Consider the following 14,460-nt stretch of genomic DNA (forward strand, 5'->3'; position numbering starts at 1 on the left):
AAGTGACCTCTAAATAAGAGGTGCTTATAAAAAACTGAACAGCCTGCGCTTTGCCTATAGGCAAGCATGATGCCAGAACAAAACGAGCCCCTAGGGCAGCCTGAATCTTGGGGGATGCATGAAAAACACTTCGTCATGCCTTTAAGGTTCTACGACCCAAAATGGCGAATAACCGCCATTTATTCGAGGTCATCTGGCGAACTTCCGCCCTCTGAAAAGCTTAGTCCATGTTTTTTCAGCTTGTCGTACAGAGTTTTACGAGGCAGCCCCAAAGCTTCCGCTGCCGTGCGCAGTGCCGTATGGCCTCTGGCTAATTCAGCTTGAATCAATGCCCGTTCAAAGGCTTCCACCTGCTGCCCTAAGCTTCCGCCTTTAGGTAATTGCAGGCTAAACCCTTGAGTTTCCACACCTTCGCGCCGATCTAAACCCAGCTCTAACCCCAAAGCAAAACGCTCGGCAGTGTTTTGTAACTCCCGCACATTACCCGGCCAGTCATGGCACAAAAGCTGAGAGCGCTGCTCCAAGGTCGTCTTACGCACCGGCAAGCCATGACGCACCGCCGCCGCCTCAGCAAAGTGCTGAAATAACAGCAAAATATCTTCGCGCCGCTCACGCAAAGCGGGAATACGCACCAAAGCCACATTCAAGCGATAGTACAGATCCGCCCGAAAACGCCCTTGATCAGCGGCTTGTCGTAAGTCCTCTTTAGTGGCTGCAATGACGCGGATATCCAGCGGGATCAGTTGGTTGCCACCTAAACGCTCTAACACGCGCTCTTGCAACAGGCGCAGTAATTTGACCTGCACCTCCAAGCTCATGCTTTCGATTTCATCCAAAAACAGGGTGCCGCCATTGGCAAATTCAAATTTGCCAATCCGCCGTTTTTGAGCTCCGGTAAAAGCACCCGGCTCGTGGCCAAACAGCTCGCTTTCCACCACTGACTCGGCTAAAGCTCCGGCATTGATGGCCACAAAGGGGCGATTTTTACGGCTGGATAGATCATGCAAAGCCCGGGCAACTACCTCTTTACCCGCTCCTGTTTCGCCTAAGATCAGCACATCGGCTTGGGTCGCTGCTAAGGCACTGATTTGCTCGCGCAGATGCTGAATCCCCGCTGACTGCCCCAGTAAACGCGCCGATAATTGCTGCCGATCGGCTAAGGCTAAACGCAAGCTGCGGTTTTCCAGCACCAGCCGCCGCACTTCCAGTGCGCGGCGCACCGAGTCTAGTAGGGCATCGCTGGAAAAGGGTTTTTCCAGAAAGTCATAGGCTCCAGAGCGCATGGCTTGTACGGCTAAAGGCACATCACCATGACCTGTGATTAATAACACCGGAAGCTCTACGTCGCGGGCTTTTACCTGTTTGAGTAACTCCATGCCATCTACAACCGGCATGCGGATATCACTGACGATCACGCCCGGCCAATCAAGGGGCAATCGCGCCGCTAATCCTTTGGCCGTACCTAAACTGACCACATGCAAGCCCGCTAAGTCTAAGGTTTGACTTAGGGCTTGGCGTAGGTGAGCGTCGTCATCAATCAAAACTACCTGTGTTTGGCTGTCGATACAGTCGCTGCTCATGACGGCTCCTTATCGGAAAAATCAGTGTCCGGGGCGGCACAGCGCAAACTGATGCGAATGCAGGCTCCCCCCTCTGGGTGATTAGCCAGATGCAAAATACCGCCCAAACTGCGTATTAGGCTGTCACAAATCGCTAAACCCAAGCCCAAACCCTCGGCATGGGCTTTAGTAGTAAAAAAAGGCTCTAGGGCACGCTGTAGCGATTGAGGGGTAAAACCTGGGCCATTGTCTCGGATACACACAACCACTCGGTTGCGTTGACGCTCGGTACTGATCCACAGGGTGCGGGGCGCAGAGGCCGGAAGCTCTTCCAGTGCGTCCAAAGCGTTGGTGAGCACATTGGTCAACACTTGACGCAAGCGCGTTTCACCAGCTTGAACCCAGAGCGTAACCTCTGGGATTTCTCGAATCAGCTCTAGGTTCAGAGACTGGCAACGCGCCGCTAAGAGTGACAGGCTATCCTCCAAAGCAGGCTGAAGCGCCACCCGCTCTGGAATGTGCGGATCGCGCCGAGCAAAGGCCTTTAAGTGGGCGATGATGGAAGCCATGCGCGCTGTGAGTTCACTGATTGAGCCCAGATTCGTACGCGCATCCTCCACACGCTGATGATCCAGCAATACTCGGGCGTTATCGGCATAACTACGGATCGCGGCCAAGGGCTGATTCAGTTCGTGGCTAATACTGGCGGACATGGTGCCTAGCGCGGACAGCTTGCCCGCTTGCAACAACTCATCCTGCGCCTGTACCAGCTCTTGCTGGGCGTGTTCGCGCTCCAAGACTTCTTCTTTTAGGCGAGTGTTTAAGGCTTCAAGGTCACAAGTGCGCTCTTGCACGCGCAGTTCTAAATCGCGCCGGGCCTGTGCATCCAAAGCCAAACGCTCCATCAGATGTCGCCTCCGTTGCAGCAATAAACTCAGCCATAACAACAGCACCAGCACCGTAGCACCGCCCACCGCTACCACCGTATGCACCGAGCGCTCTACCTGACGCACGGGCGCTAAAATACGCACCGTCCAACCAATCTGATTCAGTTCACGGCTTTGGATCAGCCAAGTATCGGAACTCCACGTCAGTTGACTGGGTTCAGTGGTGGGATAGGGACGATGCAGACGAATTTGCTCATATTCTGTTTCGGACAAGGGTCGAGTGGCGCTAAACCGCCAGTCAGGACGCGAGGTCAAAATGACCACTCCAAAACTATCCGTCACGGCCAGTTGCTCCGGTGTATGTCCCCACAGGGTTTCGGTATGGTCTAGGTCAATCTTAACCACCAGAACGCCAATGACACGCTCAGCATCCCGGATCGCTGCACCAAAGTAATAACCCCGTTTGCTGGAGGTGGTTCCCAAGCCAAAAAACTGGGCTCTTTGACCGGTCATCGCCTGCTGAAAGTAGGGACGGAAGGAGAAATTGCGGCCGATAAAGTGATCAGGGTGTTCCCAGTTAGAAGCCGCTAAGGTCTGCCCCTCTGCACTCATCAGATAAATGACATCGGAGCCACTACGCTCACGCAATTGGGCTAACAGTTGGTTAGCTTGGTTAACCGCCGAAGCATCTTGAGGATGATCCAACAGTGCTCGTAATACCGGCAAATCACCCAAAATATTGGGCAATACTTCGTAACGGCGCAAGGTGCCTAATAAGTTGGCTACATACAAATCCAGCGTCTGACGATTTTGCTCCAGCAATTCGTTGGTGTAATAACGCTCGGCCAAACGTTGCAGAGGCCAGAGTGATAACAGCATGAATAAGGCTGGCAGCAACAAAAAGCGCCAGTAACGGTAGCGATGGATTCGAGATTTCAAACTGGCCATAAGGTACACACTCAGGGAACAGACTCATTATGCCTGCGCCCTGTCTGTGTACCTAATAAGTGGGATCTCCCTATTCCAGCTTCGGCACTAAAGCAGCCATACCAAGGGTAAGCTCACCGAAGGAGCGGCGATGGCTAAGGGCACAACCAAACGCGGGCGATAGCTCAACAGTAACATCACCAATAAACCGCTAAACGTCAGCAGGGTAAACCAGAGTGAGATACCAATGGATGGCCCTAACTCAATCATGCAGGGCGTACAGGCCAAGGGTAAGCTCAACCAACCACCAATGCGTAAGATCATACGCTCAGGCCGGTGCGACTCCTCAGCAAATACCTGACGGTGGTGCCGATCCATACTCAAGCACAACGCCACAAAGCCACTAAAACAGAGGGTTAAGCTCACCCAGATCATGGCGTGGACTCCTGTACAACCTCAGAGGATGGAGCAGCCGCCTTAAATACCCTAGGAGCGACCTTGAGTTTTTCTTGAACCGCTTGGCGGCGCTGAATCAGCTTCCAGCTCGCCACACCAAATACGGCGGCAAAGGCCAGTAAGCACAGATCCGTACTCGCTACGATCCAATTGCCCTTCCATAATGTGATCAAAAGATGGCTGTCTGGCAGACTGAAGCTAAACAGCGGCAAGGCAGCAAAGAGTACAGCCGCTACGGTTAGCTGCTCAATCCAAGCCTGCCGATAACCCCGCAGGAAGGGATGTACTAAGCACACAGCCCAAGCGATCAAAAAGTATTCAATTTCTTGCTCAGAGCGGCCCTCCATACCCACCGGCAACAGGCGGTTGGCCCACAAGTACACCGCAATGGCAATGGGCAACCCCACAATACTCGCCACATTGAGGCACTCCACCAACTTGTGGCCAAAATGCCGAGGATCTCGCGTCAGACGTTTAGCGCTCCAGAAGATCAGCCCAGTAGCAATCATCAAGGTACCCAATAAGCCACTGAAGAAGAACAACCAGCGCACTTCAGAACCCGCAAAACGCAGCATATGCAAACTGTTCAATACATTGTAGGTAGCCATCGCCCCGCTGATCTCTTGGGCCGGAGGTGTTGCTAACAGCTCGCCGGTCGCACCATTAAAGCGTAAGCGCTCACTGGCTCCTCGATCAATTAAACTGGCTGCACCCCGCTCACGCAGCTCAATCACCGCTTTATCCGTACCCGGTTGACTGATGTTGATGCTGGCGATACCACGCTCCCAACGCTGCCCGGCTTGTTCCAAAATAGGTTGCAGATCGGTCAAGGCGGCTGGAGTAGGCTCAGAACGACCACCGCCTTCACGTCCGCCTCCTTCGCGACTGGCCGTATTTTGTCCACCGCCTCCACCACCTCGTATTTCGCTGAAGTATTGCTGCATATTGCCTTCGTAGACGCTCTGAGCTCCCCAAGGCATCAGGACAAACATCAGCAATACTAAGCCGCTGTAGGTAATCATCAGGTGGAAGGGCAAGGCCAGCACGGAGCTAGCGCAGTGAAAATCCAGCCAAGAGCGTTGCTCTTTAGCAGGCCGGAAGGTGAAAAAATCCTTAAAGATCTTTTTGTGAATCACCACACCACTGATCAGCGCTACCAGCATAAACATGGTGGCAATGCCAACGATCCAGCGGCCCCACATGCGCGGCATCCCCGTCAGCTCAAAGTGGAAGCGGTACAGAAAAGCACCGCCTCGCGTTTCTCGTGGCGTGATTGTTTCCCCAGTGGTTGCATCCAAGGTCATGGAAGTCCCTGCACCACGCCCCGGACGTTCACCCTGCTTAAGCCACTGTATTTCTAAGCTAGTACCGCGCTCCCCCGGCAAACTGATGTTCCACTGGGCCGCGTCGGGTGCTAATTCGTGCAAACGCTCTACCGCTTTAAGGGGCGTTTGAGGATTGACTTGGGAGGCATGGCGCTCTGGGGTCATCCATAAAGTCAGCTCTTCATGGAAGAAACTAATCGTGCCGGTTAAGAATACGGCATACAGCAACCAGCCCAATAGTAGGCCCGCCCATGTATGTATCCAGCTATTATTCTGGCGAAAACTGCGCGTTCTCATACCCACAATCCCCGCAATAAAAGATGCAAAGCCGGTGGTATGGCCAAATACAGTGCCCAACACCATGCCCGTAAAGCGGTAGCCGCACAAAAGGCCCAAATCACCAAAATGGCGTAAAAACAAAACGACATTAAAGTGGCCGCCAATACAGCCTGCGCCTTAGGTAAGGGCAAGGCAAAGGAGAGACTGATCGTGATTAACACAGTCAAACCGTAGCCCCCAAAAATAGCCAACAGCGTTCGAGCAGTTACATCCCAGCCTCGACGGTTCTGCAAAGCCACGTCCAACCGCTCATACCAGCGGCACCAATATGCATACATAGTTTTGTTCATCCACTTAAGGCCGTTGGCCTGTTACACCCTAAGATCCAGCCCTAAGGCCGATCAGATCCATCACCTTTAATTGAACTCAGAGGTTTTCCCTCAGCCGCAGTAAGGTATTACCAGCTACTTAAGGTGGCTGTGTTATCCAAAGGAGTCCGTTCCAGATTCCCCATAACCTGAGAGAATCCCTCTTCAGTTCCAGCGGGGCAGAACCTGTGACCCACATGAGGTAGAGGCCTAAAACGCCTATTTAGGGAGGAAATAATCTTGTTGATACCCAGAGCCAAGCTTTGAGTGTGACTTCAGAAACTGGGCGTAAAAACTCAGTATCTGCGTCTAAAATCTGCTCCTCCTTAAAACAGCTTCTCGGTTATTGAACAGTCCATTTTTAAATAACAGGCTGTTTTAGTAATAAATACCGAGTGCTCCTCCCCAAAATACACACAGACAGATAGTCGGCAGGCTGGTTATCCTGAGGCAGGCTAAAGCCTTAAATTCAAGAAACCCATCTGTTAATGAGAAATATTTTCAGCTTTTAATGCTAAAAAAAATTGTTACCTCGGACAATAGCCGTGAACATTCTTTACCTGTTGCTGACATTCAGCCCGAGCCTGCCGTAAGAGCCTGAGATGGGAAGCCTTAAACCATGCCACTGCCCATTGATGCAGTTTTAGATCAGCTTTGCCGCACCCTAAGCCAACACCAAGAAGCGGTTTTAGAAGCCCCACCGGGGGCCGGAAAAACCACTAAAGTTCCGTTGGCTTTACTCAACGAGCCTTGGTTAGCAGGCCAAAAAATCCTGATGCTAGAACCGCGTCGCCTCGCCGCTAAAGCAGCGGCTGAACGCCTAGCCCAGCAATTGGGTGAACCCCTAGGCCAAACCGTTGGCTACCGCATCCGCTTGGACAGCCAAGTCAGTACCCAAACCCGTATTGAGGTCGTCACCGAAGGCATCCTCACCCGCCGCTTACAAGAAGATCCGGCCTTAGAAGGGGTTGGATTGGTGATTTTTGACGAATTTCACGAGCGCAGTTTAGAGGCCGATTTAGCCTTAGCCTTAACTCTAAATGCACGGGATTTGCTGCGCGATACACCGCTGCGCATTCTATTAATGTCGGCTACGTTGGATGGGGAGCGACTATCAGCCCTGCTCAACCAAGCGCCCATCGTCCGCAGCGAAGGCCGTTTATATCCGGTCGATATTCGTTGGGGAGCAGCAGGACGGGCCGCTGAACCCTTAGATCAGCGCCTGCGGTCCAGCATATTGCAGGCACTGAAGGCAGAAACCGGCAGCATCTTGGTCTTTCTGCCCGGACAAGCTGAAATTCGCCGCCTCCAGCACGCTTTAGAAGAATCCTTAGGCCCAAACCCTGATCTGCTGATCTGTCCTTTGCACGGTGAACTGGACTTATCCACCCAGCGAGCGGCCATTGACCCGGCACCCGCCGGAAAGCGCAAAATCGTGTTGGCGACTAACATTGCCGAAACCAGTTTGACCATTGAAGGCGTGCGGGTAGTGGTAGACAGCGGATTAGCCCGTGTCCCTCGCTTTGACCCCAACACCGGCATGACCCGTTTAGAGACTCGGCGTATTTCCCGTGCTTCCGCGACTCAACGCGCAGGGCGGGCAGGGCGTTTGGAACCCGGTCTATGCTACCGCCTGTGGTCGGAAGAACAACACCAGCAACTGGCCGCCCATACCGAGGCTGAAATTTTGCAAGCCGACCTCTCCGGTTTAATGCTGCAATTGGCTCGTTGGGGAGCCCAACCCTCCGAGCTGAACTGGCTAGATGCACCGCCCTCCGCAGCCTGTGACCAAGCCACTGAGTTACTAACCCAGCTTGGGGCTTGGGATCAAGGCCGTTTAACGGTACAGGGTCAGCGCATGGCCGAATTACCCGCACATCCGCGACTGGCCCATATGCTGCTGCGCGGACACTCCTTAGGCCTAGGGGCTTTAGCGGCGGATTTAGCGGCCATGCTGGTAGAACGCAATCCCCTCTCCCGCGATGAAGGCGCTGATTTAAGCCAAGGACTCGCCTTAATACAGACAGGACGCAGTTCTGGTTTAGCGCAACGGATACGCCAACTGGCGCAGCAGTTTAAAGCGCTGCTTTCTGGGCCGGTAACAGCAGCCCTAGATAATCCAAGGGATGAACGCTGGCTTAGTTTACTCTTAGCCTTTGCCTACCCCGACCGCATCGCCAAGCAGCGCCAACCCGGTGGCATAGACTACCAATTAGCCAACGGACGGGCCGCACGGTTGGCCGATTTCGATCCCTTACGCCGTGCGCCTTGGTTAGTGATAGCTGAACTGAGTAGCCAACAAGGACAGCGCGAAGAACGTATCCATCGCGCCATCGCCCTTGATCCTGAACTCTTTACCCGCCTGCTGGCCGAACAGGTGCAGGTCGTGGAATATCTGGATTGGGATGAGCGCGAAGGTGCATTCCGTGCCGAACGCCAATGGCGCGTAAGCCGCCTAATCTGGCGCAGCGAACCGCTCAACAGCCTATCCGAGGCCGCACGAGGCCAAGCCTTAGTCGCCCTAGTACGGCGTAAAGGTCTGGAGCTCTTGCCTTGGACACCTGAATTGCGCCAATGGCAGGCACGGATCGCCCTGCTACGTCAGCTCGATATGCAGCATCAGGGCAATAGTCTTTGGCCAGATCTTTCCAATAACACACTGCTTAACAGCCTCGAAGATTGGCTTTTGCCCCATTTAGGCGACCTAACCCGTTTGGCCCACTTTGCTCGGCTGGAACTGGCTTCTATTTTAGCGGGCCTGTTGCCTTGGCCTTTGCCCAAGCAACTGGATGAGCTGGCCCCAGAGCACTTAAGCGTCCCCTCAGGTTCTAAAATCCGTTTAGATTACAGTGAATACCCGCCCGTATTGGCGGTGCGCTTACAAGAGCTATTTGGGTTAGCAGACACCCCGCGCATTGCCGGTGGACGACAAATCGTCAAGCTGCATCTGCTATCACCTGCTCGCCGTCCGGTACAGGTGACTCAGGATCTGGCCAGCTTTTGGCGCACCACCTATGCTGAGGTGAAAAAAGACCTCAAAGGCCGCTACCCCAAACACTATTGGCCTGACGATCCTCTGATTGCCGAACCCACCGCACGCGCCAAACCACGCGGCCAATGATGCCTGAAGAAGTGTTGAATATGATGCACGGCCTATTCATGATAATAGACACTCAGTCCCTCGTTGCGTTAAGGAGTCCTACTTGGACGTTGGAGCACAGTTGCGGTCTATCCGCGAACACAAAGGGTTATCCCAGCGCGAATTGGCCAAACGCGCAGGCGTAACCAACAGCACCATTTCTATGATTGAAAAAAACAGCGTCAGCCCTTCCATCAGCTCATTAAAAAAAGTGCTGGGCGGCATCCCTATGTCGCTGGCTGAGTTTTTTGCCCTAGACAGTCCAGCGCCTAAACCCTGCATCGTCAGCAAATCGGAGGAGCTGCCCGACATCTCTGACGGCTTAGTACGGATGAAACTCATCGGTGGCCACCGCCCAGAACGCAGCCTCGCCTTTCTGGATGAGACTTACCCACCGGGAGCCGACACAGGCGAAGATATGCTGACACACGAGGGCGAAGAAGCCGGACTGCTGATTGAGGGTCAGCTTGAATTAACGGTGGACAACCAGATTTTTCAGCTAGAGCCCGGAGACAGCTACTACTTTGAAAGCCGTCGCCCGCACCGCTTTCGCAATTGCTCTGAGCAACCGGCACGCCTGATTAGTGCCACCACTCCAGCTAACTTTTAAGCAGGCTACTTATTGCTAAGAACCTAGATCGGGTTTTTGCTCAGAAAATACTTCGTCAATCAGCGAATCACCGGGAATAGCATGGTGTTCTGCCGCCCAAGCCCCTAAATCAATCAGGCGACAGCGATCCGAGCAAAAAGGCCGAGCTGGACTCTGTGGCCCCCATTCTACCGACGTACCGCAGGTGGGACACTGAACTACGGGAACAGAACTCATGGTTGTCCTCCTGTTAAGCCCAAATAAAATTCATGCAGGCGTTTGACCTCTTGGGCCAAGTGCTCTGGGCTGTGTTCGTTGAGCAATACATCATGGGCTTGCCGTAGCCGCTCTGTGCGCGACAGTTGGGCTTTGAGAATGGCCTGAACCTGCGCCTCATCCACCTGATCGCGGGCTACGGTACGGGCAATCTGCACCGATTCGGGGACATCCACCACCAGCACCCGCTGGGTTTGCCGATACTGCCCGGACTCAATCAACAGCGGAGATACCAAAATCGCGTAGGGCGATTGGGCTTGAGCAAGGTGCTCATCAATAGTGATTTGAATACGCGGATGCAAGACTGATTCTAACCAACGGCGTTGTTCTGCCTCTTGGAAAATCCGCTGACGCAGTGCCGCCCGATTCAAAGTGCCGTCGGGTTGCAGTATCTCGGAGCCAAAACGCCGTACAATCTCTGCTAAGGCAGGCTGACCGGGCTCAACCACCCAACGGGCTGCTTGGTCGGCATCTACCACATGCACACCCAACTCGGAAAAGCAGCGTGCCGCGGCTGTTTTTCCACTCCCTATACCGCCGGTTAGACCTACAACCCAAGGCGTTGACTGCCCCATAGTTAAAATCCCACCAGATTAAAATAAAACGCAGTCATGGGTTGTCCCCACAGCACAGCAATCCAACCGGCGATGGCGAGAAAGGGGCCAAAGGGAAAAGGGGTATGACGATCCTGCCCCCTTAAGCGTAGCAATACAACGCCCAGAATACTGCCGGTTAACGAGGACAGCAGGATCACTAAGGGCAGTATTTGCCAGCCGCCCCAAGCTCCAAGCAAGGCCAACAGCTTAAAATCACCTTGCCCCATGCCTTCTTTGCCCGTTATGAGCTTAAACAACCAATACACCGACCACAGCAATAGATAGCCAATCACAGCCCCCCAAAAGGCTTCAGAAAATGGCACAAAGACTTCAAAGGCGTTGGCCACTAAACCCAACCACAACAAAGGCAGCACCAAGGAGTCGGGCAGTAGCTGGTGATCCCAGTCGATTAAGCTTAACGCCAAAAGCCCCCACGTCAGTACCAGCATCAATAACAAAGGCCAACCCCAGCCCAAGTAAGCCGCTAAACCCGCTGATAACAGACCACAGGCCAGTTCCACCAAAGGGTAGCGCAGGCTAATGGGCTCAGCGCAGGAGGAACAACGTCCGCGCAACAGCAGCCAGCTCAGTAGCGGAATATTTTCCCAAAGACGAATTCTGTGCCCACAGTGCGGGCAGCGCGAACCCGGCCAGCATAGGTTAAAGGGCTCTCCCTCATCCTGAGCAGGCATATCTAAAATCTCTCGGGCTTGAATCCGCCACTCGCGTTGCATCATCAAAGGCAGGCGGTACACCAACACATTCAGAAAACTGCCCACCATTAAGCCCAATAACAGGGTTACTGCTATCAGCCAAGGGGTAGACTGAGCCAATAAATCCAACACTGCCATATTAGCCAACCACTCCACCCAACTGGAAAATCGGTAAGTACATGGCAATGATCAAACCACCGACCAAAACGCCCAACACCGACATAATCATAGGCTCCATCAGGGTCGTTAGGTTATCGACCTTGTGATCCACTTCGGCCTCGTAAAAGCTGGCGGCCTTATCCAGCATTTCATCCAAAGCCCCCGACTCTTCACCAATAGCCGTCATTTGCACCGCCATAGCTGGGAATAGGTTGGTGGCCCGCATGGCGTAATTGAGCTGCATCCCAGAAGCCACATCGGTGCGGATTTTGTCGATCGCTTGGCGAAAGACAATATTCCCCGCCACCCCCCCAACCGAATCTAAAGCCTCCACCAAAGGAACACCTGCCGCAAAGGTCGTAGCTAAGGTGCGCTCGTAACGCGCAATGGCCGATTTATGCAGAATATCGCCCACAATAGGAGCCTTGAGCAAAGCCCGATCTACCGAGTTATGAAAACCCTCGGAGCGCCGATAGGCCTGCTGAAACAGAAAGACGCTCAAGCCGATGGCGGGTAACAAGAGCAACCACCACTCCTGAAGCCATTCGGACAAACTGATTACCATGCGGGTAAAGGCCGGTAAGTCCGCGCCAAAGCCCTGAAACACCGACTCAAACTGAGGTACAACCTTAATCAGCAAAATAGCCGACACAATCACCGCTACTATCACCACCGCGATGGGGTAAGTCATGGCTTTTTTAACCTTAGCCTTGAGGGCTTCGGTTTTTTCTTTATGGGTAGCCACCCGATCCATTAGGGTTTCCAGAGCACCCGATTGCTCGCCGGACTCCACCAAGCTGCAATACAGATCGTCAAAATACTCAGGCTTAGTGCGTAAGGCATTGGCAAAGCTGGTTCCGCTCTCCACCTCCTGCTTGATTTCACCCAGTAGGGTAATCATGCGTGGGTTTTCAAACCCACCGGCGATGATGTCGCACGCCTGCACCAAAGGCACACCGGCTTTCAGCATGGTCGCCATCTGCCGGGTAAAGAGCGCAATATCCATCGGCTTAATCCGCCGGTTTTTACTAAACAACGGCGTGCTTTTTTTGCGGATTTTCTGCGGGTTTACCCCTTGGCGACGCAGGTTAGCCTTGATGAGGTTAGCGTCTATCCCCATCATTTCTCCGCTGACCTTAACCCCCTTGCGATCAACCCCTTCCCACACAAAGACCTGAGCCGCCTTCGTGGGTTTTTTAGGCGGTGTGGGCTTTTTCTTATCCTTGAGTTCTTTAAGCGCCTTAGATTTAGTCAAACTCGGGGGCATTTGCTGCATGCTTACTTAGTCCTTGGTGACCCGATTCATTTCTTCCAAACTGGTGATGCCTTGCATCACTTTACGCAATCCCGAAGCACGCAAATCACGGAACCCTTCAGCGCGCATCTGCTGGCTAATGTCTAAAGAATTAGCGCCCGACATAATTAAATGCTGCAAACTGGGTGTTACGCGCACCACTTCGTAAATCCCGGTTCGGCCTTTATAGCCGCCACTGCAACGGTTACAACCTACTGGAGCATATACAGTAAAGGTTCCGATCTGTTGTTCAGAGAAGCCTTCCTCCCGCAATACTTCGGGCGGTAAGTCTACCGGCTGCTTACAGTGCGGGCAGAGTTTGCGCGCCAACCGCTGGGCAATAATCAAGCTCACCGAGGTGGCAATGTTAAAGGTAGCAATCCCCATATTATGCAGACGGGTTAGGGTTTCCGCCGCGCTGTTAGTGTGTAGGGTAGACAGCACTAGGTGGCCCGTTTGGGCGGCTTTAATGGCAATCTCAGCGGTTTCTAAATCCCGGATCTCCCCCACCATGATGATGTCTGGGTCTTGACGCAAAAAAGCCCGCAGTGCATTGGAAAAATCCATACCCTGCTTAATGTTGACGTTGACCTGATTAATACCCTCCATGTTGATCTCAACCGGATCTTCAATGGTTGAGATATTTACATCCGCTGTATTAAGGATATTCAATCCCGTGTATAGGGAAACGGTCTTACCCGAGCCCGTTGGCCCCGTGACCAAAATCATGCCCTGCGGTTGTTTGAGTGCTTGTAAATAAAGCTGCTTTTGGTCGTCCTCATAGCCCAAAGCGTCAATACCTAACTTGGCGCTGGAGGAGTCCAAAATCCGCATCACCACCTTTTCGCCCCAAAGCGTGGGCAAGGTACTGACGCGGAAATCAATGGCTTCTTGCTTAGAAATCCGCAGCTTAATCCGTCCGTCCTGTGGCCTGCGCTTTTCAGCAATATCCAGCCGCGACATCACTTTAAGGCGGGCGCTGATACGGCCAATCAACTGTACTGGGGGGCGCGCCACTTCGTGCAACAGTCCGTCGATGCGAAAGCGCGCACGGTACATATGTTCATAGGGCTCAAAGTGCAGGTCAGAAGCCCCTCGGCGCACCGCTTCAATCAAGAGTTTATTCACAAAACGAATCACCGGGCCATCCGTTTCTGCGCGCTCATCCAGTATCTCATCCTCAACCTCGACCAAATCCAGCTCGTCTAAATCACTGGTTAGGTCATTTTCCGCAAATACCATGACTTCTGTGCTGGGTTCGTGCAGACGGTTAATCAGTGCATTGAGCTTGTCTTCTTGTACCGCAATGGCTTCTAAAGTAATGCCTACATTCACCGGCAGCTTAGTCAAACTCTGTAACGCTAAGGGGTCGGAAATTCCTACATAGAGGGTATGTCCCCGTAGCTTTAAGGGCGCAATGTGATACTGGCGCATCAGCTTTTCAGTCAGAATCTCCTTAGGCACTTGGGTAAGGTCTAAAGCATCCAAATCCAAGCACGGCAGGCCGAACTGCTGGGCCACCAGCTCCATAATGACCTGACTGCTGACCAGACGCTTTTGCACCAGATAGCTGATTAGGGGAGTTTGGGTTTGATTAGCCTGTTCCTGACAGTAGAGCGCCTTAGCTTCATCCAAATGTCCGGCCTGAACCAGTTGTCGAGCCAAGCCGCCGAGCGCGTTATTTGCCATAGTGGGTCAATCTGCACAGAGTGAGTATCAATAGACACACACTAACCGAGTTTAGGGCAAGTTGGCATCCTTCAACAGTGCTTCTCTGTTTTTATGGAGCGACACAAAGGAGAAAATCCCCCTGAAAAATGCATTGTTATAGCAAGAATTTACAACTAATTTGAGACTCTATGTAGAGAAATTTTATCAATAAGCCGATAGTAT

The 14,460-nt window shown here is 53.0% G+C and carries 12 protein-coding genes; 2 read left to right on the plus strand and 10 right to left on the minus strand.

Annotated features, from left to right (window positions below; genetic code table 11):
- Nucleotides 1-179: 179 nt before the first annotated feature.
- The 5 genes from LX59_RS06085 to LX59_RS06105 all read right to left on the minus strand — a co-directional run bounded on the left by LX59_RS06085 (nucleotide 180) and on the right by LX59_RS06105 (nucleotide 5,771).
- Nucleotides 180-1,580 carry a sigma-54-dependent transcriptional regulator gene (locus tag LX59_RS06085; RefSeq protein ID WP_144570956.1) on the minus strand — a complete coding sequence of 467 codons (1,401 nt, stop codon included), beginning with the start codon at nucleotides 1,578-1,580 and terminating at the stop codon, nucleotides 180-182.
- Nucleotides 1,577-3,394 carry a sensor histidine kinase gene (locus LX59_RS06090; RefSeq protein ID WP_144570957.1) on the minus strand — a complete coding sequence of 606 codons (1,818 nt, stop codon included), beginning with the start codon at nucleotides 3,392-3,394 and terminating at the stop codon, nucleotides 1,577-1,579. Before LX59_RS06090 ends, LX59_RS06085 begins: the two co-directional genes overlap by 4 nt.
- 87 nt (nucleotides 3,395-3,481) lie before the next feature.
- Nucleotides 3,482-3,808 (minus strand): DUF3325 domain-containing protein, encoded by a 327-nt coding sequence (locus tag LX59_RS06095; protein WP_144570958.1) that lies wholly within the window; start codon nucleotides 3,806-3,808, stop codon nucleotides 3,482-3,484.
- A complete protein-coding gene (locus tag LX59_RS06100; protein ID WP_144570959.1) occupies nucleotides 3,805-5,451 on the minus strand; it encodes a PepSY-associated TM helix domain-containing protein in 1,647 nt (548 codons plus the stop codon). Before LX59_RS06100 ends, LX59_RS06095 begins: the two co-directional genes overlap by 4 nt.
- A complete protein-coding gene (locus tag LX59_RS06105; protein WP_144570960.1) occupies nucleotides 5,448-5,771 on the minus strand; it encodes a hypothetical protein in 324 nt (107 codons plus the stop codon). The genes LX59_RS06100 and LX59_RS06105 overlap by 4 nt, the downstream gene beginning before the upstream one ends.
- A gap of 649 nt (nucleotides 5,772-6,420) precedes the next feature.
- Here LX59_RS06105 and hrpB point away from each other — a divergent pair.
- Nucleotides 6,421-8,922: an ATP-dependent helicase HrpB gene (hrpB, locus tag LX59_RS06110; RefSeq protein WP_144570961.1), complete on the plus strand. Its 2,502-nt coding sequence runs from the start codon at nucleotides 6,421-6,423 to the stop codon at nucleotides 8,920-8,922.
- 82 nt (nucleotides 8,923-9,004) lie between these two features.
- Nucleotides 9,005-9,550 carry a cupin domain-containing protein gene (locus tag LX59_RS06115; protein ID WP_144570962.1) on the plus strand — a complete coding sequence of 182 codons (546 nt, stop codon included), beginning with the start codon at nucleotides 9,005-9,007 and terminating at the stop codon, nucleotides 9,548-9,550.
- A gap of 15 nt (nucleotides 9,551-9,565) precedes the next feature.
- On the opposite strand, the gene yacG is transcribed toward LX59_RS06115, so the two are convergent.
- Genes yacG through pilB form a run of 5 tightly spaced genes read right to left on the minus strand, consistent with a single transcriptional unit; the run spans nucleotide 9,566 to nucleotide 14,256 of the window.
- Nucleotides 9,566-9,766, minus strand: a complete 201-nt coding sequence (gene yacG / locus LX59_RS06120) for a DNA gyrase inhibitor YacG (RefSeq protein WP_144570963.1) — start codon at nucleotides 9,764-9,766, stop codon at nucleotides 9,566-9,568.
- Nucleotides 9,763-10,380, minus strand: coding sequence for a dephospho-CoA kinase (coaE, locus tag LX59_RS06125; protein WP_144570964.1), 618 nt, complete (start codon nucleotides 10,378-10,380; stop codon nucleotides 9,763-9,765). The genes yacG and coaE overlap by 4 nt, the downstream gene beginning before the upstream one ends.
- 2 nt (nucleotides 10,381-10,382) lie before the next feature.
- Complete coding sequence (locus LX59_RS06130) at nucleotides 10,383-11,252, minus strand: prepilin peptidase (protein WP_144570965.1); 870 nt, start codon at nucleotides 11,250-11,252, stop codon at nucleotides 10,383-10,385.
- Between the two features lies 1 nt (nucleotide 11,253).
- A complete protein-coding gene (locus tag LX59_RS06135; RefSeq protein ID WP_246118689.1) occupies nucleotides 11,254-12,549 on the minus strand; it encodes a type II secretion system F family protein in 1,296 nt (431 codons plus the stop codon).
- A 6-nt stretch (nucleotides 12,550-12,555) separates the two neighbouring features.
- Nucleotides 12,556-14,256, minus strand: a complete 1,701-nt coding sequence (pilB, locus tag LX59_RS06140; RefSeq protein WP_144570966.1) for a type IV-A pilus assembly ATPase PilB — start codon at nucleotides 14,254-14,256, stop codon at nucleotides 12,556-12,558.
- Nucleotides 14,257-14,460: the final 204 nt, after the last annotated feature.

It is taken from the genome of Azomonas agilis, from assembly GCF_007830255.1.
GTDB lineage: Bacteria > Pseudomonadota > Gammaproteobacteria > Pseudomonadales > Pseudomonadaceae > Azomonas > Azomonas agilis.

Excerpts from the sequence above, each read along its gene's own strand:
- LX59_RS06130 (WP_144570965.1), bottom strand. The coding sequence starts at position 11,252 with ATGGCAGTGTTGGATTTATTGGCTCAGTCTACCCCTTGGCTGATAGCA.
- coaE (WP_144570964.1), bottom strand. The coding sequence starts at position 10,380 with ATGGGGCAGTCAACGCCTTGGGTTGTAGGTCTAACCGGCGGTATAGGG.
- LX59_RS06135 (WP_246118689.1), bottom strand. The coding sequence starts at position 12,549 with ATGCAGCAAATGCCCCCGAGTTTGACTAAATCTAAGGCGCTTAAAGAA.
- LX59_RS06085 (WP_144570956.1), bottom strand. The coding sequence starts at position 1,580 with ATGAGCAGCGACTGTATCGACAGCCAAACACAGGTAGTTTTGATTGAT.
- LX59_RS06105 (WP_144570960.1), bottom strand. The coding sequence starts at position 5,771 with ATGTATGCATATTGGTGCCGCTGGTATGAGCGGTTGGACGTGGCTTTG.
- LX59_RS06090 (WP_144570957.1), bottom strand. The coding sequence starts at position 3,394 with ATGGCCAGTTTGAAATCTCGAATCCATCGCTACCGTTACTGGCGCTTT.
- pilB (WP_144570966.1), bottom strand. The coding sequence starts at position 14,256 with ATGGCAAATAACGCGCTCGGCGGCTTGGCTCGACAACTGGTTCAGGCC.
- LX59_RS06100 (WP_144570959.1), bottom strand. The coding sequence starts at position 5,451 with ATGAGAACGCGCAGTTTTCGCCAGAATAATAGCTGGATACATACATGG.
- LX59_RS06095 (WP_144570958.1), bottom strand. The coding sequence starts at position 3,808 with ATGATCTGGGTGAGCTTAACCCTCTGTTTTAGTGGCTTTGTGGCGTTG.
- hrpB (WP_144570961.1), top strand. The coding sequence starts at position 6,421 with ATGCCACTGCCCATTGATGCAGTTTTAGATCAGCTTTGCCGCACCCTA.
- yacG (WP_144570963.1), bottom strand. The coding sequence starts at position 9,766 with ATGAGTTCTGTTCCCGTAGTTCAGTGTCCCACCTGCGGTACGTCGGTA.